This window comes from Candidatus Methanodesulfokora washburnensis, from assembly GCF_003947435.1.
GTDB classification, from domain to species: Archaea; Korarchaeota; Korarchaeia; order Korarchaeales; family Korarchaeaceae; genus Methanodesulfokora; species Methanodesulfokora washburnensis.
The window spans coordinates 11252-32355 of record NZ_RCOS01000021.1; the positions used below are offsets into that span (position 1 = coordinate 11252).

Below are 21104 nucleotides of genomic sequence, written 5' to 3' on the forward strand. Positions count from 1 at the left end.
AGGTGTTTTTCATGTCCATAAGAAAGTTATTCCCCTTCCTTCTTTCTTTTGCACTTCTTCTGGCTCTGTTCACTCCTGCACTTCCCACTAAGGCAATAAACACAGTTACAATATACGTGTGGTATCAGGACGCCACACATCCCTATGCAGAATATATAACAACTAACGTGAAGACAGGAGACTACATTAAAATGTATGCTGATCTATCGGATGAAATCAATTTCAGGAACGTAACGGTCTATGTGATAGATCCCTACGGGAAATTTGTAACCGTTAAGCCTAGCACCGTGCAGACTGCTAACACAGGTTATTGGTATTTCAATGTAACTTCTGCTGGGCAATACACGATAATGTTCCACATAGGAGATACCACAGGCACTTATGTGGATAAATACTACTACTTGCAGGTGAACGAGTGGGGAATAAAGTCCTACTCGATTGATGTTCCATTGGTTAAAACAGCAATGGGGGATGTGATAGCAGTTCCAGGTGCTGACAAGAACGGCACGGTAACTATTGAAGTTGATTCCTCAGTAGCTCAGCCATTTGTAATAAAGGTGGTTGAGGACTACGCTTGGGTAAAGCTGGCACAATCTCCTGTTATAGCTCCAAACGGACAGAGTTCCGTTAAGGTTACCCTGCCGTTCATAATAAACGGAAAGGGAATATTTACAGTAGGGCAGGTTAAATACGATATATTTGTAGTGCCAAACAATGGATCTAGTGTCTGGGTATCAAAGGATTACATAGCCATACCTGAGGACGGCATGCCCTATGCTGACTTTGTGGTTTACGGCACTCTCCCGACATCTGTTACTATTGGCTCTCCAATATCAATCACAGGTGCTAAGGTAACCGTTAATTCTGCCTCTGGCTACACTAGGGCAGGAAAGGGATTCTTTGCTCCTCTGGCTGTGAAATTCGATAATAAATACATGTTGAGCACTTACGCTAACGGGACTGCAAAGATATACAACTTATCAGATGCTGTATCCCTATCTCTGGATAAGTTCGTTGGTTCTCTCCCTGACATAGGCACTAGGACAATGTATGTAGGGCCTGTTCCTCTCAATGCGATAAACGGGCCTTATTACTTCCTAGCTGGTGCTACCTCTGTTGCTTACAAGTCTGCTAGCAATGTGGTTGTGAACGGTGGTGGCACTTTTGGCATAGCAATAAAGAATGTGAACCTGAAGGTTGGAGATTCTGCATCTGTGAACATAACATGGGACAGGAGAACCATTGGCTCATGGCTTGTGAACGGTGATTCCATCTCATTACCTGTCGAGGCTCAGGTTCTGATAGGCTCAGATATATACAATGATGGATTTGACACAATAGTAGGAAAGAACGGCACTTTTGCGAGCAAGGTAATATCCGTTCCACCTGTGAAATACACAGCATCTGCCATTCAGGCTGTTGCTACTGCTAAGCTGTTGTCTTCTGGCAATGTGCTGGCCACTAACTCGACAGGAATACCTTACAGCTTTGCTGGCTACCACGTAACTATGTTAAGGGACGGATCTCCATATACTGCTCCGGCATCAGGAATAGTGGTGGATGTGTATCATGCTGGCTCTAAGGTTGCATCTCTGAACATAACATCAGGCTCAGACTTCTATCTATACACGTATGATTCAATAACGCTTAAAGCTACAAAGCAGTTAGACCCTGTTACTAAATTACAGGCTTCTGTCGATGCAAAGGGCACTATCGGCACAATAACCGATGTATCCCTGAACCTGAAGACCTATACTGCTACTCCAAAGGACAAAGAATACGTGCCTGAAGGCTACACAGGATCAATATCTGCCGTGATAGGTGCTTCCCTTGATGTAGGCACTTACAAGCTTAAGAACAACTTGAACGCTCTATCAGATCCTGTTGCTAACTCAACTAAAGTGCTGATAACATGGGATGATACCACCAAGAAGTCAGCTACCTTATCCGTAAACGAGAAGGGATACTACGTCATATCATTCAAGGCTGATAACTCAGGAAAGGCATACACAAATGGAATGGATGCTGTGTGGATACAGGATCTCTCAGGAAAGAACATAACAAATGTGAAGATAAGCACATTTGTTAATCCAGGATACTTTACCACAATTGATTACATAGGCAATAACCAGATAAAGGTGTATGTGAAATCTTCCTCATCTCCATTCCCATTGGTTGCAGGAAAGAAGATAAAGCTGACAGTATCCCCAACATCGCTCAAGCTCGCTGACTACAAGAACGCTGAGAAGGTAAACTCATTCGATGATTATAGCTTCTACTTGGATGATGGAGGCTACGTGATATATAACCTGCCTTCTGCTGCTGGTGCTGAGCAGACAATAACGGTAAACGCTACTGCCCTTGTGCCCGTTGATCTATCTCCATCAATAGCTGAATACGATTTCACTCACTCTGTAACACAGACATTCAAGGTAACGGGTGGTGCTGTCTCAGGTGCTCCTGCTGTCGGTGCTGACGTGCTGATAATTCTGGCAATAATAGTGGTGCTCGCAATAGCCCTCTACCTCGTTCTGAAAAAGTAGATACCCCTTCCCTTTTTCTTTCTTTTTCTTTTTATCGACAAATTTTATAAAAGATGCCTAGCATAAACTCTAGATCTGACATGATGAGATACGTTAAGTATATCCTGCCTGCTGTGATCCTGTTTACCCTATTCTTGGCTGTGCAGGTGAAAGCCCTTCCCTCTGGCACAACTGTTGTTCTTGAAAAGCCTAACAACACTGCTCCCACTTACTTAACAATAAGGGATATGGCTGTTGATTCCTCTGGCTACATATACGGTGCTCTTCGCATAAACTATGATTGGCCCTCAAATGAGTATGGGTTCGTAAAGCTTAACCCTGATGGGACGGTTGCGTGGTCTTATGCATTAGGACAGATAGCAGACTCAACAACAGAGGTGCTTGCTGTTACAACAAACGGGACACACGTATGGTTCGGAGGCCAATATTACGATAGTGCAAAGGGCTATCGGATGAACTTCATAATCTGCTTTAAATCTGATGGGACTGTTGTCTGGGCCAATAAATATGGAGGCTTTGTGGGAAACTACCTGAACGATCTATTATATGATAATGGAGTGCTGATAGCAGTAGGCTCTTTGACATCATCTTATAATCCCTTCATAGTAAAGCTGAATCCAAATACAGGTGCTGTTATCAGTGGAACATATATAGCTTCACATTCCTTCTTGGATATTTATAGGGGGAGAGTGTTTAAACTTGGCAATTATTACATACTTCACGGGACACGATCATCAACTCCTAGAACCATTCTCATCCTGCCTTTTGACTCATCCCTCAACCTATACAAGCCCTCAACTGTGGGCAAATCAGGTGTGGATGTGGCAGATGGAGATGATCTTGGCCCTACCATAAATAGTGCTGGGGGCAATGCAGGTGGTGCTAACTTCATTGTCGGCACGAATGGAAACGGCTATGGCGTGATAGTAAGTCTGAATAGTAGTGGCTACCCTCAGACCGTATATGAGGTTGGTTATGCTCCCTATACTGTAATAAAGGATGTATTCTGCGATGCAAGCTACTGCTACTTTTCAGGTGAAGCCAACACCAATCCTATAAAGGCATTTGTGTTCAGGACAGCTTTAACTCCCGATAAAATACATTGGGCTTATACCGTTCCGTTTGGATATGGTGTTACAAATATTGAGCCTTATGTTCACTCAGAAGAGGGCCAATTTAGTGGTGTGCATGGGATAGGCTTTACTCCCTTCTCCCCATCTGGTGGTTTCTCAGGTGCATACACCAATGAAACAGCAAACATGGCATTAATATCGGGCACGGGCTATACGTTCACAGCTATATCCCCCACGGTGGGCGCAATATCCCCTACTGTAACTGCCTTTACCCCCACGCTGAAGAAGGTTATATGGTCTTACGGATATTACGGAGATCCTCCCTCGATAGCAGTTTCCGATCAAACAGCCATTTATAACTATAACGGTGTTCAGGTATCTGCTGTTGTAAACAAGGCTACGCACTACTATTTCTACTATCAGGCAAACGATTCGATAACTTCCTTCTCTGCCGTGAACACAACTGCAAAGACAATATACAAAACGTATAAATTACCTGCCGGCACTTATACTATAACGGTATATGCAAAGAACACATCTTATAGCGTCGGTGGACAGACAGCTCAGGCATCTAGGCAATTCAAGCTTACAATAAACAAGGCCACTCCCTCGCTCTCATTAAGCCTTCCCTCATCTGTTAGGTGGATGGATGGCTTTACAATAACGGCATCGGAAAACAACATGGGAGATAACGATGTTGCTTACAAGGTGTATCTTGGAAACACTTACTTAGGTGGTGTTGGATCTTACTTCCAGAAGGTGGCATCCGGCATTTATACTGTTAAGTTTATCGCCATAGGGGGACAGAACTACACAGGAAATGAGATAAGTAAACAGATAACTGTCCTGAAAGCATGGGAAAAGACCGACAGCATAGATGCAAATAAATCCTACTACTATGATCTAAATGCTCTTGCTGTTCCTGTTGAGGCCTATCAGTCTGATACTCCTGCTAACAATACAATAGTGGCTGGAAGTCCCCTCTACATTTTATCCTCTGCTGTTGTGAAGAACACAAACGGAAACACAGGTTTGCAGGATACCTTCACAAACATATACGTGAACATCTCCATCCCATCAGGCTTTAAGAACCTATCCTCAGCTAGGAAGCTTGTCTCCTCTCTGGCATACAATCAGCAAACCACCACAAGCCTATACTCAAAAGCTGTAACGGTATATGAGAAATCTCACTCCTGCTCCACAGGGAGTTGCACCTATACACTCACGGTAAACGAATCCAAATACACTCCTCAGCTTCCGATAAAATACGTTTTACCTGATCCACCTAATTGGGCCTCTAGAACAAGCTACACCATAACTGTGGACGGAAAATCAACAGGATTTACATTCTACCCAGATAATCTAACCCTTGTGATTTCAACATCATTCTCTCAGTCTTCACTAGAACCTGGAGATCACGTAATATCCCTAACTTATACCCTTCCGACAGGTGGTGCTCCATCACCTACCCCATCACAGAACGTATCCACAGGTGGTGCTCCACCATCCCCTCAGAACGTATCCATAGGTGGTGGCTTCTTCGCTGGTGGTGCTATATCCTTCTTCGGAATATTGATACCTTTGCACTCTCTACTGTTACTTCTACTCTTGCTTGCAGTCCTCATCTTCATGCTGGCAGTTGTGAAGAAAAAGAAAAGGAGAGTTCCATATATCAGGTGATCGAATAACTTTTTATTTTCCCTCTCTTCTCTTTTTATATGCCTAAGTATGTCCACTATCTGATATTTGTAGCCATCCTGCTGGCTGTAATAAACGTAATCCCTGTATTGGGCGCTCCTGCAATAAGCTGGGAAGGACAGGCAAACCCCGTAACCTATCGGTATGATGCATGGTCTCTCTGTGCTGTGAGTAATACCACAGGCTCTGTTACGCTCACCTTAGGCACTATATACTCAAATAAGCCATACGATTATAAAACTGCAAAGAATGCCACATTTGACTATTTCTGCTGGTATGTAAGCCCACCTGCTGGCTCTTACACCACAACTGCTACTGCCTCTGATGCTTCTGGCACTACTTCTGCCACCATAACACTAGTTGTAAACAAAGCCTCTCCCTCTGCGACAATGAGTGAATCTCTATCAGGGGGGCAATGGATCTATGGTCTGGATATATATGCATACGAGAGCAATAAAGGGGATAACGATGTTCTCTATAAGATAGTGATAAACGGGACTGTATTTGCCCAATGGTATGGCAATGCAGGTGGCACTTACTACACATCTAACCATAGCCTCAGGTTTGTTAAAAATGGCAATTGGCAGATGCAGTTTATCGCCATAGGGGGACAGAACTACACAGACTACACAATGCAGACCCTTACTGCCACAATAGCCCCTGTCTGGGCTGACAGAAAAGGAAACCCTGTTTCATCAATTTATAGTGCCATTCCTTATGCTTATGGTGTTCTCACAACTCCAAATGATGGCTATAGCTCTTTATCAAATATACCTGTTAGCAAATTTGCATTGGATATCCCCGTCCCCGTCTATGTTGTTGATTGGTGGAGCACTCAACCTTACGTGTATGTGGGCCAGAAGCTATACATACAGATAAGGGCGATAGCTAACAACACGGGTGGCTCTGTTGCTAAACTGCCTGCTGACTTTCAGCATGTTTACGGATATGTCCCGTGGCCTGATGGATTCAGAACTGTTACATTCCCTGATCTAGGCCTGATGAAAGCTGGGGATAAGATAACATTTGAGGTTACAAGATATGCTCTAACTGTGTGGGAAAAGTCCCGTTCCTGCTCCTGCACAAATACCTCATGCTCCTGCACCTTCATCATAACATGCAATGATAGTGCTGTAACGCCTAAACTTCCCATCTCATATACTCTCTCCCCACCTAATTGGTCTCTGAGAAAAGGCTACACCATAACTGTGGATGGAAAAACATCAGGATTCACTTTTGATCACGATACTTCAACTCTGGTAATTTCAACATCATTCTCTCAGTCTTCACTAGAACCTGGAGATCACGTAATATCCTTGACATACCCTATCGCTGTTTCAGCTGGTGCTCCATCACCTACCCCATCACAGAACGTATCCACAGGTGGTGCTCCACCATCCCCTCAGAACGTATCCATAGGTGGTGGGGGTGCTGTTGGAGGCGTTCCTTCCATCCCCATAATCCCATCAACACCTGAACAAGGGGGTGGTGCTGTCGGTGGTGGCATAGTAGGAGGGATAATAGGAGGGGCAGTAGGAGGGCCTGCCGGTGCTGTTGCCGGTGCTGTTGCAGGTGCAATAGTAGGCTCGACAATAGGTGAACTTCTAGGCTCAGAAATAGGCTCTATAATAGGTGCTAGTGGCATGGGTGGTGCTATAATAATAGGTGCTCTCATTTCCGTAGTAGTTGGTGCTGTTGCAGGTTATCTGGGATCTGTGATATACTCAGGGCTTGTGGGATCAATAGGCTCATCCCTTGCTCTGGTTGCTTCTGCTGTCCTCGGTGTTATAGCAGGGATACTGCTGGCCATAGCAATTCTATTCCTCTGCGTAATAGTTCCTTATCCATACAACATCCTGCTACTGCTTCTTTTAGCTGTCTTGGTGCTACTCCTTCTATCCAAGAAAAAGAAGAAGGGAAGGAAGGCTGTTGCAGGTGCTCTGGCTTTAGCTACTGCTATCCCCTTTGTTCCACCATGATCGGACAACTTTTTATTTTCCCTCGTTTCTCTATTTTACTATGGACATATCGTGGATAACTGAGGCTGTTGTTAATTTGATAAAACAGGCTTTTGATTTTGTTTCCTCTCTACCACAGAAGCTTGGATTGCCTGCTGATCTGACTGAACTCTATATATGGGCAATAATCCTGCTTGGCATATACGCTATTGCTGAAGGTGCTAAGAAGGTCTTCATGGTTCTCGGTCTCATAGCCCTTGTGCTGGCTGTAATAAGGACTTTCATTTACTTATGGGTGGGACATTAGCATGAACACAAGGCAAAAGATAAGTGCTATAACCGTGCTTCTGCTGGTAACAATAGGCATAATAATGGGGTTGAAACAAGGGCCGGCATCTCCATCTCAGTTCTACATAAACTACTCGCCTATGGCTAAAACCTTGCTTCCTAAGAACTTCTCATTTACTAGATACTTAGGCGAATACATAGGAAACAATGTGGGGATATTCATGGTTCTGTTCTTTCTGGGTTCTGTGTTTCCACCTGTCATATTTGATATGCTCATTTACAATTTCATGGCTATAACTAGGATGGCTCTATACTTGGGTGCAAACACCACCATATACGTTCTATGCATGCATGGAATATACGAGCTAGCTTCCATTTTGATGGTATCTTGGTGCTCCCTCTCTCTATTTATTTTAATGATCCAGGAATTGATCCATAAAGGTAAATATGTCGCTGACTTTGGCTTGGAAGCAAAGGTTCTGGCTATCTCTCTGGGGACGTTGATAGGTGCGGCATTCATCGAGGGATGGGTTACTCCCCTGTTATGGAGGTGATCAAATGGGAAAGAGAAGGATACAGATAGAAAGGCAGATCTTGCCTCTTCTGGCTTTTGTGTTTCTCTTAGTGTCTTTAGTAGGTGCTCCCTCTTCGCCTTCTGCAATAGTTGAGTGGTTCTACTACGGTGGTGCTTTTGCTGTTCCTCTAATAATCATAGCTACTGCTACTTTGGAGTTCTGGGAATTATTTCTGGGAGAAACTCACTATCCCTTCGAGATGGCTGAAGCTGGTAAAGTAGGATGGTTTGAGGTCTGGCTAGACAACTTGAAAGTGGGCTTCTCGGAGGAAATACTTTTCAGAACACCTGTTGTTTTACTTGCTATGGCTGGGGTGCATCCCTTCATTCCTGCCTTTGTTTCATCTTTACTGTTTGGATTAGCTCATTGGGATTACGGTTTAGCCAAAGTTCCTGCTACATTTACAGCTGGCATGGTGCTAAGTGCTGAAGCTGTTGCTTTCGGATTACCTGCATCTGTTATCACTCATGCTTTTCTGGATACGTTCTACACCTTGCAGTCTTTGTATCTCAAATGAGATAGACTGATAAGAATAAAGGTGTGAACATCAATACCCATCCTATTTTTGATCTCTGGAATATAATGTAGCCGTCTAAGGGATATAGAGGGAAGGCATTACTACATGCAAATATTATAGATGGCTTCACAACTATTGGGAAATTAAGGAGAAGGCCTGCAATTGCTATTAGAATATTCATGGCTATACCTGCTGTTGCTTTCCTTAGCATGTTCTCCTCAGTTGTGAACTCAACATAGCCTATTGCTATGAAAGGTAACCTGAAGTATGAGGCTATAAGTGAAATAACGGTCATTATTGGCGATAACCTGTATTTTCCCCCCTGAGACATGTGAGCCAGCTCATGAGGAAGATAACAGATGAGCGTTAGGAAAAGGGATGTTAGCAATCCCTCGCTACTGAGCATCCCAAAAAGTAAACCATGAATGCAGAGGAAGAAAGCTAATATCCCTACTAACAACTCCATAGGCTTTAAGTAATCGGACAACTTTATAAAGTTGTCCGTCTCCCTTTTCTTATGGAATTAAAGGAGATGCGTGATGTAGTTCTGACTGCTCTAGCCCTTCTTGCCGTGCTCTACATAATGGTAATGCTTGGACAGTATGTGCTAGCCTCTTTCTTGGCCTTTGCAGGTGTAACTACTCTCGGTGCTAGGCTCACCAAATACAAATTGCAGTTGGAAGTGTTTGATGCTGTGATGTATATAGGAGGGATAATAATCGCATTCTCCCTTCTGTATCATACTGCTACCCTGCTTGGATACGCTTCCTACTTACCCATAGGCTTATCTCAGTTTGCTGGTGTCGCATCTGCTCTTGTAATTCCCATAATGATATATAACGCTCTCGTTTACGCTCAGCATCCCACCAAACCTGGATACTATGCATGGATGACCTTCCTAGCAGTTATGGATACTGTGATGGGGGTTAGTGCTGGTGGAAAGCCAATAGCAGGAGTTCAACCTGTTATATATCTGGTGGTGGGTGTTGCTATGCTATCACTAGCCTTAGGTGGTTATCTTGGTCTCAAGCTCAGCTTATCTTCGTTCACAGGAATAGTCGCTCTGCTGGTGTTCTTTGTAGGAGTATCCTTAGGCGTTAGCTTCATAAATGCATCAGGGTTTTACTACATTCCCTTACCTTCATGGTTCAATTGGGTATCTTCTGCAATGCTTCTGGGTATGGTTCTCTTCCTGTTCATAGCCTATCTGGTGGAAAGGACATCTGCTACTCCCTTCCTCGCTGGGGCAGCAATATGGGCTTTATCGGTTTACGGTGCTACGGGCCTAACAATGCTGATTAACCTAGCATTATTCTCAATAGCAGTATGGGTTATATTGCAGGCTCTGGGTGCTAGGAGATGAGCGAGAAGGAGAGAAAACCTTCTGAGCATGGCAGGAAGGAAAAGATACTGATCTCTCTAGCCTTAGTTATCTTTCTCTCCATATTCCTATTTGTCCCCATGTCCCCTCTTCTCTATCTTTTAGTGCTCTCTCTAGGTGTTATGATTGCCATTTCCCTGCTAAGACACAAGAAGGCTTTGGTCAAGCTTGGGGCATTGGGGGCATTAATGGCTTACTCCCTCTCGGCATCTGATATTATGGTGGCTAACCTTCAAGTCCCCTCTCTGATGCTAGTGCTGATACTAGCCTCCTCTCTGTTTGCCATAATCTACCTGATAAGGTGATCTCATGGCTCTGGCTAAGGAAGGCTTCTTCAACTCCCTTACCATGTTTTCTCTGATCTTCTTCTTCGTTTTAATAGATGTAATATACGTTAATCCCTTCCTAATCCTGACAGTATTCCTGCTTGCTGTGATGTTCAATCCTGCTATCTACATGTTTCTCTGGTATATATGGGAATTAGCAGGGACTTTGCTAGGTATAGCTGTCGGTGCTCCTGCTGGGCCTTCTGGCATGACCTTAGGGATGATAATAGGTGCAATAGGCTCATTTATAGGCTTCCTCATAGTTATATTTACCAGAGTTCTGCCTTTCGTGTTGGGAATAATTTACGCTCTGGTGATAGTTCCTCAGGGTCTGCTTCTTGCCTCGTGGGGAATAGGCATATTCTTCGTTGGTATTTTATTTGCCTACTTCCTTCTGTATTTCCTGTTGTTTGACAATGAGATTGCTTTATATGGCTTAGTGGCTTCAATAATAATAGCAGGTCTCCACACTCAGTCCGTTATGCTTGTTGTAGGCTTGGCTATATGTGCTCTAGCAGGTGCAATAATAGGTCTCAATGTCCCCGTGAACATAAAGGATCTGCTAAACAAGGCTGGGATACTCTACTACATGGCTATGTGTGGGATATTCATGGTCGGGCCTTCCTCAGAGATTGTAGGTGCTCTATACTCTGTTTTGCAGTTAGGATTTCTAGCTCCTGCTACCCTCGTTACTTTACTTTTTATCATGAACATAATGGATGGACGCATGGAGTGGAATCACCTTCTTTTCAAATTAATGGCTATGGCTTACATCCTATACTGTGTCGCATCAGCTATAATTCCTGGGTATCACCTTCCATTCACTCTCTGGTTCACAGGTGGACAGCCCGTCATCCATCCTGAGAATTACGATAATGCAATAATAACATATCTAAATATGATCTCCCCTGCTGTTGCTTCTCTCTATAAGGCTTATGCTCGTTATCTGGGGTTTGCTATCGCATTCTTGGTTTACTACATATACCATCCTGGTGTGCCTGAGCATGGATGGATAGGAGGGCCTGCCTTCAAGACCGTAAACCTGCTCGATGGATACTTACTCATGGTGGCTATGATAATAATTGGTTTGGCATTTGCATTTGATCTGATAACAGGATTAACCGAATATTCAGTATTCCCATTGATACAGAAGACTGTTGGTCTGCCTAGAAAAGTGGAAGCTGTTGCTAGGAGAAGGAAGGCTGAAGAAAAGAGAAAAGAAAAGGTTGAAGAGCTGAAGAAGAGAGCTGGGAAATTAGCAGGAGAGACTAAGAAGAGGTTCGAGATGGCACAAAAAGGTGGACAGCTAGCAGGCCTATCCAAATTCGAGACTATGAGACAGATGGCTGGAATTGTGAAGAAAGAAGCTGAGAGAGAGTGGGCTGAGGCTAAGAAGGAAGGAGAAGAGGAAAAGAAAAAGAAGACTAAGAAAAAGAAGAAGTAAATTTTATAAATAGCACCTTCCTATTTATTTGATGCGAGAGATATTGCTTAATGATAAGGGGAAGGGCACTAGAGCACTCTTTGTTTTTGCAAATCATGTTACAGAATATTTCGCTTCTCAGGCATATACTGTCTTTCAGCACAGGCAGGCTGGTATAACCCTCGTGAATAGAGAAAATGTCATCATACTTTCGATAGTTTTAGATGGAAGGCATACCCATCCGAAATGGAAAAATGTGATGATAAACAGAAATTTGCTGATAGGCGTTGTCCATCCCCATTTCGAGGTTGTCGTGATAGATGGAAAAAAGCATGTTAAGCTATACTTGGATAGACCTGTTATGAAGATAGGCTTCTTCTCCTCTCCTGCATATAGTGAAGAATGGCCTAGAATTGCTGTTGTTGAGAGAGAGGATGAGGCTGAATACATTGAAACAGGGCATAAAAGCCGTAAAAGGAAAAAAGTTGAGGAAGAAAGAGAGGAAACACCAAAGAAAAAGTATATATCTGAACTGCTGGAATGGAAGGTGTTTACTCCTGCACCTACTCCTGAACCGTTATAAGGTGATATAAATGGGAAAGAAGGTGAAGTTGAGGTGGCATGGGATGAACGGTAAAACCAGATTTCTTGTGATGTATAAACTGAGACCGGAATTTGTTAGAAAACTCCATTACGTATATCTTAAATATTTCAAGAAGGATTAGTTTTCCGGTATTTTCCGAGATTTTCCGGTATTAATATACTCCGTTTTTTGCTCTCGGTGATAACATGATAGTGTGGGATGTGTTCTGGGTGGTTTTTCCTGTGAAAAAGGAGGGGAATTTCTACCTGCTAAGAGGCTTGAACATCGTTTCAGGGGAAATAAAAGAAAAGATAGTGAAGCTGGAAGATCCTTCTCTGCTTGAATTCTCTCTGCTTGACTTCTCGGATGAACTTGAGGGATGGGATAGGGTGATGGCGTGATGTATGTATATCTTGCTTTTCTGATGTATTCTGTCGGCTTCCTCTATCTTCTATTCTCATTAAGGCAGGCTATCAAGGATGGAGAGCACGTTGGCGATTACTACCTGCTGGCTCTTACCTCATTCTTTCTTTTCTCTCTACTGCTCTATTTTGAAGGCTATCCTACAAAAACTGTTGTATCCTTTTTCATATTGCTGTTTACAATATCTACTGCCTTTCTTACCCTTGCTTGGTCTCTCTCCCATTACAAGGTGAAACCATGAAACTGCCTAGACCGTCTGTCCTTATAACTATCTTTCTCCTTCTCTTTATTGTTAGCTTTGCTCCTCAGCTTGTAGCTAAAATAGGCTTCCTTGTCCTCTCTTTGCTGTTCATGGCTGGTCTTCTCATTCTTTTCTTCATTGTCTTTGTGGTGATAGCTGTCTTTACGTTCTTCCTTGCGGGGGTATCTAAGTGAGCGATGTTGAGGAATTAAAGCAGGAAATACAGAAGCTGAGGGATGAGCTGAAAGAACAAGCAGAACAACTGAGATCCTACACCTACTACTATACTAACATTACTCCCTACATTCAACCTTTAACAGGCGAAATTCCAGAGGAAGATCTTGACAAAATAATAAGAGGAGTAGCCAAAAACCCTGTAAAATTCCTAAAAAAAGATTATAAAAGGAATAAGACAAAATATGATCTCCTTATTTTGATGCTCCTGTGTCTTGGCTATCTTTTCTTTGCTCTTCTCCTTTCTGCTCCGGCTTCGATATTTCCATCACCTTGACAGGTATAATCCTATATCCCTCTTCCATTAATCTCCTATATTTTACAAAAAACCTTACTGCCCTTCTCAAGACGTTGTTTAAGTTGTCTCCGTCCTCTTCTGCTATTTTTTCTAGTGCGTTATACTCATCCTCTGCTAGGTAAACTGATTTCCTCATATCGATCTAACCCCTATCTTCTCTATCTCTCCATATCCTAGCTGTGCGTAAACTCTCCTTAAGTGGCTTTCTCTCTAGTGATCTGCCTATCTGTATCATTTTTGCCATCTCAAAAGCTTTTCCTAAGCTTGTGCTCTTTATCTTGTTGAATACTGTTTTCCTAAGCTCATCTTTACTCATACCCTTTAGGCTTTTCTTTTTTCCTAACATAATATCACCTGCTGATTTATGGTCTGTTTGCTTATAATCTTTTTTGATTACTTTTCAATACTTTCCCCATTTCGTAAAGTTTTTATTATGACCCTTGTCAAAAATCTGGGTGATCCTATGTCAAAAAGTATGGGTGCATTGTTTAGGTTGTTGCAGGAAGAAGAAGGATGGAGAGTTGTAATAATGAAAAACGCAGTAGCTCTGGAAGGCATCGATTGGGAAGACCTCGTATATCACATAAAACACAAGTTTGACCTGAATATATTCATGGCTGTGGATACGGTGAGGACTTTTGCTAGGTTCTGCGAACATGCTAAGAATATGGATGAGATGGTCGATGTTATCAAGAAAAATTACAGAGGAAAAGAGAGGGAAGCATTGCTATACCTTGCTTCAAAAGCTATGTGGAGGGATTGAGATGGAGAAAGAGATGGGGTGGATATTTAGGGATAGAGAGTGGCTAATAAAGAATTTCATTGTAAACTTTGTTGGGTCTGATAGCGTTCTTACTACCCATGTCTGTGAGCGTGGCACACCTAGATTTGTAGGCTTCACTCTGGATGAGTATACTCCCATAATAGGGCTGGTTCAAGACTGCTTGGATGGAAGGTTATTCATAAACATAAAGAAGATATGGAGGAAGGGAGAGGGGGCTTATAGGCTAAAGCAGTTCCTGAAATACCATAACGCTGAAGCCATCTATCACGTAAAGAAGAAAGAGAAAATACCTATTGATAAAATAGATGAACATATCTTGGAGGGCATGAGCTACTATGAAGCTCATGCCTTTTGTGGATGGGATACTATCCTGCTCGCAGACGGAAAGAGGGTCTTCATATTTGTTGCTAAGCTCTTAGCTCCTGTTGAGAGGGTGAAGGAAAAGAAAACTGTTGTCTTCTTCAATGACGTGAACAACACTAATCCCATAAGTGGAACATTCCTTCTAGATAAAAACGAGTTCTATTCTTACAGGATAGACCTTGACGAGAAGGATGACAGTCTGCATGTGATGATAGTTAAGGAGGGGGTGCAGGTATGAAAAAAGAGTTCTTGGAAGAGGTAAAGCCTGAGGTCTTAGAGCTTATGAGAAGTCCTGAGTTCTGGAAGGCTGTATTCGATAGAGCTGATAAGGAGACCTCATGCGATCTAGCTCACAAGATATATACAGTTCTTCAAGGACACAGAAGGCTTGACTGCCTATCAGCACTATATGTAGTTCAAGCTTTTATTATCTCTGAGGGCATGTATGAGATAAGAGGTGGAGGAGGCGAGGAAACATGATGGCTCTTGAAGTAAAGGAAAAAGAGGAAAGAAAGGAAAATAAGCTATACGTGATAGATAGCAGGTGTGTTCCTATTGCTGAGGAGGAATTGCAGAGGGGGGTCGCTGTCTTACAACAGGAAATAACCTTAGAGGAAGCTAGGATCTTGGTATCAGGTGGCTTCATATCAGCTGTGAGAAATGAGTTTAACGCTGAATTGCTCTCAGGAATACTGAATACCTACGTTCCATGCAATAAAAGTGCTGTCTTTCTGCATCCTGGAGATATAGCCTTGCTGTTTATTCTCCATGATCCTGCTAGAATAGACTACACTCTGGTGTTTGCTCACGTAATAACTCCTGTTAGGGTAAACTTGGAAGAGACAATAAAGGAAATAGAGGACAAATACAAGGACTTTAGAAAATCGATGCTTGATACTTCTCATCAAAAAAGGAGGAAAAGATAACCGTGATTACTTTCCCATACTTTTCTCCTTTTTCTTTTCCTAATATTCGGGGGTTCTGTCTGTCGGGGTGATATGATGACGGAATATTCCATATCCTATATCACGATAAGGGGTCTGGGTTTTGAGGAGAAAGAGAAAGAGGTTCTGGAAAACATTGCACAGCGTATCCTTGAGGATATGGAAGAGGAGCTTTTAATTACAGAAATAAGGTATGAAAAATGGGGAATAAACAACATAGAAGTGGTAATTGTAACAAAAGAAGCTGACTTCAACTCATACAACTACCTTAGGGTTAGATCCCTAGCTAAAAGGCTAGGTGTTAGCTTTACCTTCGATGTAACTCCTAAGGATGAACATACTCTCATAGTGGAATATAGGTTTAGACCCTTAGGGTGGTGAATATGGCTCTGGCTTATATTACGGATTTCGCTATCCCTTACGAGGTCAAGATAGTTCTGCTGGTGATAGCTGGCTTAATTCTTGCTGATCTTGGCTCTAGGTTTGTGGCATGGCTTTACGTGAGGATAAAATACAGGAAAACATATCCTTATGCAGGGTGATAGCATGATAACTAAAACAGGTATCTCTCCTACCATTGTTGTTTTTTCGATCTATGATGAAAGGCTAAGAAGAAGGAATACGGGTTATTGGGGTATATCTAAGAAAAGAAAACAGATAAGTATATTTGCTGATAGAGTAGGGATGGTAACAGGGATTAGAACAATATTCCAAAATCGCTACATAGTGGAAATAAGGAGGAATGATCTTGCAGTTGTTACTCACTTATTCGATATAATAGTGGGGGGTAATCTAATGATGCTATCGGAAGGTTATGATGTAGAAGGTGTTTCTAAGGTGTATAAGCTAAACAAGTTCATAGAGCTTATGAGCAATTTGGCTAGAGCTGGACATGAAAAAGGATTTAGGTTCATGGCTGAGCATTTCGATAAGTTCTTGTCTTCTAAAGGCTTGTATTCTCCTGATTTTGAGGAGTTATATGCTGAAGCGTGGGGGAAGTGATATGTATTGGGTTTTTCAGGGTTACAAGCTATTAGAAAGCGATATGATAGAGATAACTGCTGAGTATAATAATGAAGATAAGAAGGCATCTATAAGCATGGTTTACAAGTATGCTTGCACAGAGACACAGGATTTTTCGCAGTGGTTTGTTCTCAGGAAAATCAAAGTTGAGATAAAGACAAAAGAAGGGGAAGCTAAGCTTGAAACTGACTTCCCTTTAAATGTGGAGAGGCTTTTAGCTGTTTACGGAATTCATGCTCCCTTGATCCTTCCTACTTTCAACACTAAGCTAGATGCTAGGATCTTGGAAAAAGGGTTCATCTGCTAATACTTTCCCATACTTTTTCTTTTTTTCTTTTCCTAATATTCTGGGGTTCTCCTTATCGGGATAGCTATGAAAAATCAGGTTGTTAATTTAAGGGTCGCTAGGATGGATAAGTTTTTTGACAGATGGAGTTATTTCTATCACACATGGAAGATAGTAGGGTTTCAAGCTCATCGTGGTGGCTTTGTCTCGCTGAATGCTAGGGATGAAAAGGATGAAAAGGAATATTACCAAAAGGCTCGCAATAATGCTATATCTAAGATAGAAAGAGAGGGATGGAGGGATGTTTATCTATACATTGCTCCTGAAAAGTTGATTATAGAGACAGATAACTTGGACAAACTCAATGAGTTTCTTGTTTCTCTCAATTTACCTAAGTTTGTGATAGAGCATAAGTCTAATCTCCTAGTTGAAAAGGAGATATTCAGACTGTATAAGACATCTCCTTGTAGCATTAAGCATCTCCCATTTGATAAAAAGGATGCTCAATATGTCTTAGCTTGGGCTATAATCTACACAAAATCCCTAGCTGGGATATACAGAGAGCTAGCAATGGATATATACTGCTACGTGCCTTATTTTGCTAAATAGTTTCCCATACTTTTCTCTTCTTTCTTTAGTTTATATTCAGGGGTTTATGTCTGTCGGGGGGTGATCTGGATGGGTTATGTGTTCTCTCTGGAGGGTTTCCTAAACAAGTGGTGGGAAATCCTTGTTTTGGGAAGAAACCATGAGGAAGTTGCTAAGAGCGAACAAGAAAAGATAGACAAGCTAAGCGATATGCAGTTCTCTAATTGGCAAAAATTCCATGAGTTCTTTAGGGGGAATACAAAGTTCTTTGATGCAGACAAAAAAGAGAAGCTCGATAACTACTTAAAGGAGAATGGGTTACCAGAGTTTGAGCTTCCAAAATACTTGGAAGGCTATAAAATGAGGTTCTGGATGTTTGCATCTGAGCATCATCCCATTATTCTGGTGGTGGACGCTATAAAGGTGCAAAAAACTAAGGAAGGCTATAAGCTTTCTCATATCTTGGCTTCTTATGAGCCTAACGATTTGCTGAGGTGATATTATGAGCGTTCTTGATAGGACAACAACAATTTTATGGAAGTATTTTTCGGATAAGGGTTTCGAGGTATTGAATGCAGATTCTGAGCTTCCTTTTGAAAATACAATTTCCTTCCTTCTCTCAATCCCTAAGGACAAAAAGACAGCAATATCCAATATAGAGCTGGAAGACCTAATATCCGATAACATATACATCCCCAAGCTGAAGCTGAAATTCGAGAGGGTAGATCTTATGAGGTTCGAAATAAGGGATAAGGACATCCTTCTATCAATTCTTGTGAGATTAAAGAGGGTGGGATAAATGAGCCTTAGCGAATTCATCGAAATAGATCCTCTGGAAATTCTTTCCTATTTTCTTAACAAAAATCTGAGGAAGGAAAAGCAGGTTACGTTATACTATAACCTAGAAAGAAGTTATATCAGGCTGGACGATAATATTGGCTATTCGAATAAGGAGGATATAATGCTGTGGATAAGACTACTAAAGGAGAAGTATAAGACAGTTGAGCATCAGCGGGGGGAAGAAATTGCAATTACTATATATCTTTAAAACTTTTCCACACTTTTCCATCTTTTCTTTAGTTTATATCTGGGGGTATGGTTCTTGTGGTGATCCAGCATGTCGGGACAGATAGTTGTGTCCGGTGTCGGGGAAATCCTCGCCAAATTTTTTGAGGAAAAAGGCGGGGAGGTCTATTATCTAAACGATATGGGGGATGTAATAAGCATCATGGCAAAAGGCATCGAGAAATTCAACATTGCTGAGTTCAGAGAGTGGGCTAAAGAAAGAGACGGCATCCCAATAGCCTATTGCAAAGTGATAATTGCTGAAGTGAACAATGGAAAATTAGATCTCTGGATCTGGGTATATATAGGGGATGATATATGACATCTGAAGTAATTCACTACTTCCCTCCATCTTTTTCTTATCAGGTTAAGAGAGCATTGCTTGAAGTAAAGCTACAAAAGAAGCTTCCCAAAGTCGAAAGAGAGATAAGGGAAGCTTGGGATCATGCTGAATTCTTAGGAAGCGATTACGGGATAGAGTATAACGATAGGTGCTTTTTCAAGTTTAGCTTTAACTTCGGTTACTTTAGCTTTAACTCTTGGGGTGAGCTTGCTAAAATCCAGAAAATCGCTAAAAAGCTTAGGGCTAAGGTTCAATTTATCTGCTATACGGAAGACGATAAACCGGATCTCCATGTAGATCTCTACTTGTGGTTTAGGATAAGGTGATAGCATGACCGTTATCTTTTCCAAATCTCTTTTATCAATGCTTCCTAACAAGTTTATTCATGTCTTTATAACCTCAGAGCTAAGAGGTAAAATCGGAATAAACATATACCTCAAAGGTGTGTTTTTGGACAGAGAGATCCTAAGAGAATTAAGGTGCCATTGGCTCAAGGAGTTTCATATATTCCAGAGGACAGCTAATCCTTATACTTATCATGAGGAATTGATAAGGGTTCTTAAAATCTTGGATAAGGCTAACGTGCCTATTGTCGTAAATAGTGAGCTTATGAGAGATCTAGCTAATGCTCTATTCAATGATCCTTATGAGACTGATAAAGCCTTAACTGAGCTGAAGCTGAATAACCTCAAGGTGGTTGGATAACTTTTTATTACTTTTCCCTATTTTCTCTCATTTAAATAGGGGGGTTATTTCTGGTGGTGAAATTATGAGGCTGGAGAAATACCTATATGTCTTCTTGATCTATGATCCTCTTGATAGGACAACAGTTATCTGCATAAGGCTAAGGAAGTGCTTGCTTCCTAAAGAGCTGATAAAAGAGCTAAAGCTAAGGTGGTCAAGCACCTTAAAAGCTTGGGTCAAGCTAGCTGAAAATCAAGATAATCCAGATATAGATGTGGAAGAAATAGAGAGAAAAGCTAAGCTCTATAATCTGCCCGTTATCGTGAATAACACAGCTAAAAAATGGGAGGAGGTGATATAATGTTAGGACAAGCGATTATGAATTTATTGTTTACAAAAATGCTCGGAATTGTCGGAATAGCTTTTTTGGGCTTGCTTTTAGTAGCTCTTTTATCATATACCTTAAAGAAAATTTTTGAAAATAGGTTTTAGGTGTCTTTAGTCTAGATTACTTTTCTTTACTTTTTCGGGGTTTCTTCCATTTAAATAGGGGGGTTCTTATTTTCGGTGCATGCACCATGCAGAAAAGGATAAGGTATAAAGTTCCCAAGCCCGTTTTGGATAAGGCTATTGAGCTATTTTTCAAGGATAATCCTCAAGCTACTACTACACCGGAAGTTTCTGAGCTTTATGAAGGAGGATATATCAGAGAAGCACGAGAGTATTTCAGAGATTTGAGGAGAAAAGCTCAGAGAGAGTTTATTAAGGCTAAAGAACAGGAAGCTGAGCATTACAGACAGCAATTAGAGCTGGCTCAATTGAGAATAGAGGAGCTTAATAAGGAAATAGAGCAATTAAAACAGCAAATAGAACAATTAAAGAATAGTGAAGACAAGAAATTAGCTGAGAAATTGCAAATAGAGCTAGCAAAAAGAGTAACCGAATTAAATGGAGTTATTCAAGAGCAAAAATCGGTTATAGAAGAACAACAAAAAGTTATAATTGAACAACAAAATGAGATAATTGCTATTCACAAAAAGCAGAGAATAGCAAAAATAACAAGAACAAAAACAATATTAACAGCTTTAGGATTAACCGTATTTCCGGTAGCAGTTATTCCGTTAAGCGTTTACGGTATTTACAAGATTTTTGAGGGACAAAATCAGAGAGTAACAGAAAAAAGACAAATAGAACAAGTGAAACAAGTAGAACAAAATAATGCTCCTCAAAAAGTTCAAGCTTCTCTTTTTGATTAATATTCTCTTTTTTTATTAGTTTCGCAATACTTTTCGCCCTGGACATTAGTTTCCGAATACTTTTCCACAAGCCAATACTTTTCTGCAATTTTCTTGAAGAAAAAACTTTTCCGAACTTTTCCCTTAGAGAAAATTTCTGAAAACTTTTCCGGAATACTTTTCGCAAACTTTTCCCAATTAAAGAAAACTATTCTAAAACTTTCCTGG

35 protein-coding genes are annotated in these 21104 nt (G+C 41.4%); 32 read left to right on the forward strand and 3 right to left on the reverse strand.

Annotated features, from left to right (window positions below):
- The first annotated feature begins 11 nt into the window (after window positions 1–11).
- The 6 genes from D6D85_RS01115 to D6D85_RS01140 all read left to right on the forward strand — a co-directional run bounded on the left by D6D85_RS01115 (window position 12) and on the right by D6D85_RS01140 (window position 8652).
- On the forward strand, window positions 12–2543 hold the full coding sequence (locus tag D6D85_RS01115; protein ID WP_125670219.1) for a hypothetical protein: 2532 nt from the start codon (window positions 12–14) through the stop codon (window positions 2541–2543).
- 83 nt (window positions 2544–2626) lie between these two features.
- Entirely contained in the window at window positions 2627–5296 is a 2670-nt protein-coding gene (locus D6D85_RS01120) for a hypothetical protein (RefSeq protein ID WP_125670221.1), read from the forward strand.
- A 38-nt stretch (window positions 5297–5334) separates the two neighbouring features.
- Window positions 5335–7293 (forward strand): CvpA family protein, encoded by a 1959-nt coding sequence (locus D6D85_RS01125; protein WP_125670222.1) that lies wholly within the window; start codon window positions 5335–5337, stop codon window positions 7291–7293.
- A 40-nt stretch (window positions 7294–7333) separates the two neighbouring features.
- Entirely contained in the window at window positions 7334–7579 is a 246-nt protein-coding gene (locus D6D85_RS01130; protein ID WP_125670224.1) for a hypothetical protein, read from the forward strand.
- 1 nt (window position 7580) lies between these two features.
- Window positions 7581–8114: a stage II sporulation protein M gene (locus D6D85_RS01135; RefSeq protein WP_125670226.1), complete on the forward strand. Its 534-nt coding sequence runs from the start codon at window positions 7581–7583 to the stop codon at window positions 8112–8114.
- 4 nt (window positions 8115–8118) lie between these two features.
- A complete protein-coding gene (locus D6D85_RS01140; protein WP_125670227.1) occupies window positions 8119–8652 on the forward strand; it encodes a CPBP family intramembrane glutamic endopeptidase in 534 nt (177 codons plus the stop codon).
- On the opposite strand, the gene D6D85_RS01145 is transcribed toward D6D85_RS01140, so the two are convergent.
- Window positions 8645–9118, reverse strand: coding sequence for a hypothetical protein (locus D6D85_RS01145; RefSeq protein WP_125670229.1), 474 nt, complete (start codon window positions 9116–9118; stop codon window positions 8645–8647). The two genes, D6D85_RS01140 and D6D85_RS01145, sit on opposite strands and share 8 nt — an antisense overlap.
- Window positions 9119–9169: 51 nt before the next feature.
- Between D6D85_RS01145 and D6D85_RS01150 the strand changes: the two genes are divergently transcribed.
- The 9 genes from D6D85_RS01150 to D6D85_RS01185 all read left to right on the forward strand — a co-directional run bounded on the left by D6D85_RS01150 (window position 9170) and on the right by D6D85_RS01185 (window position 13540).
- Window positions 9170–10015 (forward strand): hypothetical protein, encoded by an 846-nt coding sequence (locus tag D6D85_RS01150; RefSeq protein ID WP_125670231.1) that lies wholly within the window; start codon window positions 9170–9172, stop codon window positions 10013–10015.
- Window positions 10012–10338 carry a hypothetical protein gene (locus tag D6D85_RS01155; RefSeq protein WP_125670232.1) on the forward strand — a complete coding sequence of 109 codons (327 nt, stop codon included), beginning with the start codon at window positions 10012–10014 and terminating at the stop codon, window positions 10336–10338. Before D6D85_RS01150 ends, D6D85_RS01155 begins: the two co-directional genes overlap by 4 nt.
- A 4-nt stretch (window positions 10339–10342) precedes the next feature.
- A complete protein-coding gene (locus tag D6D85_RS01160) occupies window positions 10343–11803 on the forward strand; it encodes a hypothetical protein (protein ID WP_125670234.1) in 1461 nt (486 codons plus the stop codon).
- A gap of 31 nt (window positions 11804–11834) precedes the next feature.
- Window positions 11835–12365 (forward strand): hypothetical protein, encoded by a 531-nt coding sequence (locus D6D85_RS01165; protein ID WP_125670235.1) that lies wholly within the window; start codon window positions 11835–11837, stop codon window positions 12363–12365.
- Between the two features lie 10 nt (window positions 12366–12375).
- Window positions 12376–12507 carry a hypothetical protein gene (locus D6D85_RS16930; protein ID WP_272914401.1) on the forward strand — a complete coding sequence of 44 codons (132 nt, stop codon included), beginning with the start codon at window positions 12376–12378 and terminating at the stop codon, window positions 12505–12507.
- A gap of 64 nt (window positions 12508–12571) precedes the next feature.
- On the forward strand, window positions 12572–12766 hold the full coding sequence (locus tag D6D85_RS01170) for a hypothetical protein (protein WP_125670237.1): 195 nt from the start codon (window positions 12572–12574) through the stop codon (window positions 12764–12766).
- Window positions 12763–13029, forward strand: coding sequence for a hypothetical protein (locus D6D85_RS01175; protein ID WP_125670239.1), 267 nt, complete (start codon window positions 12763–12765; stop codon window positions 13027–13029). The genes D6D85_RS01170 and D6D85_RS01175 overlap by 4 nt, the downstream gene beginning before the upstream one ends.
- On the forward strand, window positions 13026–13223 hold the full coding sequence (locus D6D85_RS01180) for a hypothetical protein (protein ID WP_125670241.1): 198 nt from the start codon (window positions 13026–13028) through the stop codon (window positions 13221–13223). Before D6D85_RS01175 ends, D6D85_RS01180 begins: the two co-directional genes overlap by 4 nt.
- Window positions 13220–13540: a hypothetical protein gene (locus tag D6D85_RS01185; protein WP_125670242.1), complete on the forward strand. Its 321-nt coding sequence runs from the start codon at window positions 13220–13222 to the stop codon at window positions 13538–13540. Before D6D85_RS01180 ends, D6D85_RS01185 begins: the two co-directional genes overlap by 4 nt.
- 163 nt (window positions 13541–13703) lie before the next feature.
- Here D6D85_RS01185 and D6D85_RS01190 read toward each other — a convergent pair whose 3' ends face one another.
- Window positions 13704–13907, reverse strand: coding sequence for a hypothetical protein (locus D6D85_RS01190; protein WP_125670243.1), 204 nt, complete (start codon window positions 13905–13907; stop codon window positions 13704–13706).
- 117 nt (window positions 13908–14024) lie between these two features.
- Here D6D85_RS01190 and D6D85_RS01195 point away from each other — a divergent pair, with 117 nt between their 5' ends.
- The 17 genes from D6D85_RS01195 to D6D85_RS01270 all read left to right on the forward strand — a co-directional run bounded on the left by D6D85_RS01195 (window position 14025) and on the right by D6D85_RS01270 (window position 20897).
- On the forward strand, window positions 14025–14324 hold the full coding sequence (locus tag D6D85_RS01195; RefSeq protein ID WP_153183995.1) for a hypothetical protein: 300 nt from the start codon (window positions 14025–14027) through the stop codon (window positions 14322–14324).
- A gap of 1 nt (window position 14325) precedes the next feature.
- On the forward strand, window positions 14326–14946 hold the full coding sequence (locus D6D85_RS01200) for a hypothetical protein (RefSeq protein WP_125670246.1): 621 nt from the start codon (window positions 14326–14328) through the stop codon (window positions 14944–14946).
- Window positions 14943–15188: a hypothetical protein gene (locus D6D85_RS01205; RefSeq protein WP_125670248.1), complete on the forward strand. Its 246-nt coding sequence runs from the start codon at window positions 14943–14945 to the stop codon at window positions 15186–15188. Before D6D85_RS01200 ends, D6D85_RS01205 begins: the two co-directional genes overlap by 4 nt.
- Window positions 15185–15634 carry a DUF1874 domain-containing protein gene (locus D6D85_RS01210; protein ID WP_125670249.1) on the forward strand — a complete coding sequence of 150 codons (450 nt, stop codon included), beginning with the start codon at window positions 15185–15187 and terminating at the stop codon, window positions 15632–15634. Before D6D85_RS01205 ends, D6D85_RS01210 begins: the two co-directional genes overlap by 4 nt.
- Before the next feature lie 75 nt (window positions 15635–15709).
- Window positions 15710–16033 carry a hypothetical protein gene (locus D6D85_RS01215; protein ID WP_125670251.1) on the forward strand — a complete coding sequence of 108 codons (324 nt, stop codon included), beginning with the start codon at window positions 15710–15712 and terminating at the stop codon, window positions 16031–16033.
- Between the two features lie 2 nt (window positions 16034–16035).
- Window positions 16036–16194 (forward strand): hypothetical protein, encoded by a 159-nt coding sequence (locus tag D6D85_RS15960; RefSeq protein ID WP_161969615.1) that lies wholly within the window; start codon window positions 16036–16038, stop codon window positions 16192–16194.
- A gap of 4 nt (window positions 16195–16198) precedes the next feature.
- On the forward strand, window positions 16199–16654 hold the full coding sequence (locus D6D85_RS01220; RefSeq protein ID WP_125670253.1) for a hypothetical protein: 456 nt from the start codon (window positions 16199–16201) through the stop codon (window positions 16652–16654).
- Window position 16655: 1 nt separating this feature from the next.
- Window positions 16656–16982: a hypothetical protein gene (locus D6D85_RS01225; protein WP_125670255.1), complete on the forward strand. Its 327-nt coding sequence runs from the start codon at window positions 16656–16658 to the stop codon at window positions 16980–16982.
- Between the two features lie 102 nt (window positions 16983–17084).
- Window positions 17085–17570 (forward strand): hypothetical protein, encoded by a 486-nt coding sequence (locus D6D85_RS01230; protein ID WP_125670257.1) that lies wholly within the window; start codon window positions 17085–17087, stop codon window positions 17568–17570.
- Window positions 17571–17639: 69 nt separating this feature from the next.
- On the forward strand, window positions 17640–18047 hold the full coding sequence (locus D6D85_RS01235; protein WP_125670259.1) for a hypothetical protein: 408 nt from the start codon (window positions 17640–17642) through the stop codon (window positions 18045–18047).
- A gap of 4 nt (window positions 18048–18051) precedes the next feature.
- Window positions 18052–18348 carry a hypothetical protein gene (locus D6D85_RS01240; protein WP_125670260.1) on the forward strand — a complete coding sequence of 99 codons (297 nt, stop codon included), beginning with the start codon at window positions 18052–18054 and terminating at the stop codon, window positions 18346–18348.
- Complete coding sequence (locus D6D85_RS01245; RefSeq protein ID WP_125670262.1) at window positions 18349–18597, forward strand: hypothetical protein; 249 nt, start codon at window positions 18349–18351, stop codon at window positions 18595–18597.
- A gap of 69 nt (window positions 18598–18666) precedes the next feature.
- Window positions 18667–18936, forward strand: a complete 270-nt coding sequence (locus D6D85_RS01250; RefSeq protein WP_125670264.1) for a hypothetical protein — start codon at window positions 18667–18669, stop codon at window positions 18934–18936.
- Window positions 18933–19283, forward strand: a complete 351-nt coding sequence (locus D6D85_RS01255; RefSeq protein WP_125670265.1) for a hypothetical protein — start codon at window positions 18933–18935, stop codon at window positions 19281–19283. The genes D6D85_RS01250 and D6D85_RS01255 overlap by 4 nt, the downstream gene beginning before the upstream one ends.
- A gap of 4 nt (window positions 19284–19287) precedes the next feature.
- Window positions 19288–19662, forward strand: a complete 375-nt coding sequence (locus tag D6D85_RS01260; RefSeq protein WP_125670267.1) for a hypothetical protein — start codon at window positions 19288–19290, stop codon at window positions 19660–19662.
- Between the two features lie 64 nt (window positions 19663–19726).
- The gene (locus D6D85_RS01265; RefSeq protein ID WP_125670269.1) at window positions 19727–20002 is read left to right on the forward strand and encodes a hypothetical protein; all 276 of its coding nucleotides are present in this window, start codon (window positions 19727–19729) and stop codon (window positions 20000–20002) included.
- 217 nt (window positions 20003–20219) lie between these two features.
- Window positions 20220–20897 carry a hypothetical protein gene (locus tag D6D85_RS01270; protein WP_125670271.1) on the forward strand — a complete coding sequence of 226 codons (678 nt, stop codon included), beginning with the start codon at window positions 20220–20222 and terminating at the stop codon, window positions 20895–20897.
- On the opposite strand, the gene D6D85_RS16755 is transcribed toward D6D85_RS01270, so the two are convergent.
- Window positions 20894–21104, reverse strand: a 211-nt coding sequence (locus D6D85_RS16755; RefSeq protein WP_237558704.1) for a hypothetical protein, incomplete at its 5' end; no start/stop codon positions are given. The genes D6D85_RS01270 and D6D85_RS16755 overlap by 4 nt on opposite strands.

Bases quoted from the DNA above. Each gene is read 5' to 3' on its own strand.
- D6D85_RS01115 (WP_125670219.1), top strand. From the start codon at position 12: ATGTCCATAAGAAAGTTATTCCCCTTCCTTCTTTCTTTTGCACTTCTT.
- D6D85_RS01120 (WP_125670221.1), top strand. From the start codon at position 2,627: ATGAGATACGTTAAGTATATCCTGCCTGCTGTGATCCTGTTTACCCTA.
- D6D85_RS01125 (WP_125670222.1), top strand. From the start codon at position 5,335: ATGCCTAAGTATGTCCACTATCTGATATTTGTAGCCATCCTGCTGGCT.
- D6D85_RS01130 (WP_125670224.1), top strand. From the start codon at position 7,334: ATGGACATATCGTGGATAACTGAGGCTGTTGTTAATTTGATAAAACAG.
- D6D85_RS01135 (WP_125670226.1), top strand. From the start codon at position 7,581: ATGAACACAAGGCAAAAGATAAGTGCTATAACCGTGCTTCTGCTGGTA.
- D6D85_RS01140 (WP_125670227.1), top strand. From the start codon at position 8,119: ATGGGAAAGAGAAGGATACAGATAGAAAGGCAGATCTTGCCTCTTCTG.
- D6D85_RS01145 (WP_125670229.1), bottom strand. From the start codon at position 9,118: ATGGAGTTGTTAGTAGGGATATTAGCTTTCTTCCTCTGCATTCATGGT.
- D6D85_RS01150 (WP_125670231.1), top strand. From the start codon at position 9,170: ATGGAATTAAAGGAGATGCGTGATGTAGTTCTGACTGCTCTAGCCCTT.
- D6D85_RS01155 (WP_125670232.1), top strand. From the start codon at position 10,012: ATGAGCGAGAAGGAGAGAAAACCTTCTGAGCATGGCAGGAAGGAAAAG.
- D6D85_RS01160 (WP_125670234.1), top strand. From the start codon at position 10,343: ATGGCTCTGGCTAAGGAAGGCTTCTTCAACTCCCTTACCATGTTTTCT.
- D6D85_RS01165 (WP_125670235.1), top strand. From the start codon at position 11,835: ATGCGAGAGATATTGCTTAATGATAAGGGGAAGGGCACTAGAGCACTC.
- D6D85_RS16930 (WP_272914401.1), top strand. From the start codon at position 12,376: ATGGGAAAGAAGGTGAAGTTGAGGTGGCATGGGATGAACGGTAAAACC.
- D6D85_RS01170 (WP_125670237.1), top strand. From the start codon at position 12,572: ATGATAGTGTGGGATGTGTTCTGGGTGGTTTTTCCTGTGAAAAAGGAG.
- D6D85_RS01180 (WP_125670241.1), top strand. From the start codon at position 13,026: ATGAAACTGCCTAGACCGTCTGTCCTTATAACTATCTTTCTCCTTCTC.
- D6D85_RS01190 (WP_125670243.1), bottom strand. From the start codon at position 13,907: ATGTTAGGAAAAAAGAAAAGCCTAAAGGGTATGAGTAAAGATGAGCTT.
- D6D85_RS01195 (WP_153183995.1), top strand. From the start codon at position 14,025: ATGTCAAAAAGTATGGGTGCATTGTTTAGGTTGTTGCAGGAAGAAGAA.
- D6D85_RS01200 (WP_125670246.1), top strand. From the start codon at position 14,326: ATGGAGAAAGAGATGGGGTGGATATTTAGGGATAGAGAGTGGCTAATA.
- D6D85_RS01205 (WP_125670248.1), top strand. From the start codon at position 14,943: ATGAAAAAAGAGTTCTTGGAAGAGGTAAAGCCTGAGGTCTTAGAGCTT.
- D6D85_RS01210 (WP_125670249.1), top strand. From the start codon at position 15,185: ATGATGGCTCTTGAAGTAAAGGAAAAAGAGGAAAGAAAGGAAAATAAG.
- D6D85_RS01215 (WP_125670251.1), top strand. From the start codon at position 15,710: ATGACGGAATATTCCATATCCTATATCACGATAAGGGGTCTGGGTTTT.
- D6D85_RS15960 (WP_161969615.1), top strand. From the start codon at position 16,036: ATGGCTCTGGCTTATATTACGGATTTCGCTATCCCTTACGAGGTCAAG.
- D6D85_RS01220 (WP_125670253.1), top strand. From the start codon at position 16,199: ATGATAACTAAAACAGGTATCTCTCCTACCATTGTTGTTTTTTCGATC.
- D6D85_RS01225 (WP_125670255.1), top strand. From the start codon at position 16,656: ATGTATTGGGTTTTTCAGGGTTACAAGCTATTAGAAAGCGATATGATA.
- D6D85_RS01230 (WP_125670257.1), top strand. From the start codon at position 17,085: ATGGATAAGTTTTTTGACAGATGGAGTTATTTCTATCACACATGGAAG.
- D6D85_RS01235 (WP_125670259.1), top strand. From the start codon at position 17,640: ATGGGTTATGTGTTCTCTCTGGAGGGTTTCCTAAACAAGTGGTGGGAA.
- D6D85_RS01240 (WP_125670260.1), top strand. From the start codon at position 18,052: ATGAGCGTTCTTGATAGGACAACAACAATTTTATGGAAGTATTTTTCG.
- D6D85_RS01245 (WP_125670262.1), top strand. From the start codon at position 18,349: ATGAGCCTTAGCGAATTCATCGAAATAGATCCTCTGGAAATTCTTTCC.
- D6D85_RS01250 (WP_125670264.1), top strand. From the start codon at position 18,667: ATGTCGGGACAGATAGTTGTGTCCGGTGTCGGGGAAATCCTCGCCAAA.
- D6D85_RS01255 (WP_125670265.1), top strand. From the start codon at position 18,933: ATGACATCTGAAGTAATTCACTACTTCCCTCCATCTTTTTCTTATCAG.
- D6D85_RS01260 (WP_125670267.1), top strand. From the start codon at position 19,288: ATGACCGTTATCTTTTCCAAATCTCTTTTATCAATGCTTCCTAACAAG.
- D6D85_RS01265 (WP_125670269.1), top strand. From the start codon at position 19,727: ATGAGGCTGGAGAAATACCTATATGTCTTCTTGATCTATGATCCTCTT.
- D6D85_RS01270 (WP_125670271.1), top strand. From the start codon at position 20,220: ATGCAGAAAAGGATAAGGTATAAAGTTCCCAAGCCCGTTTTGGATAAG.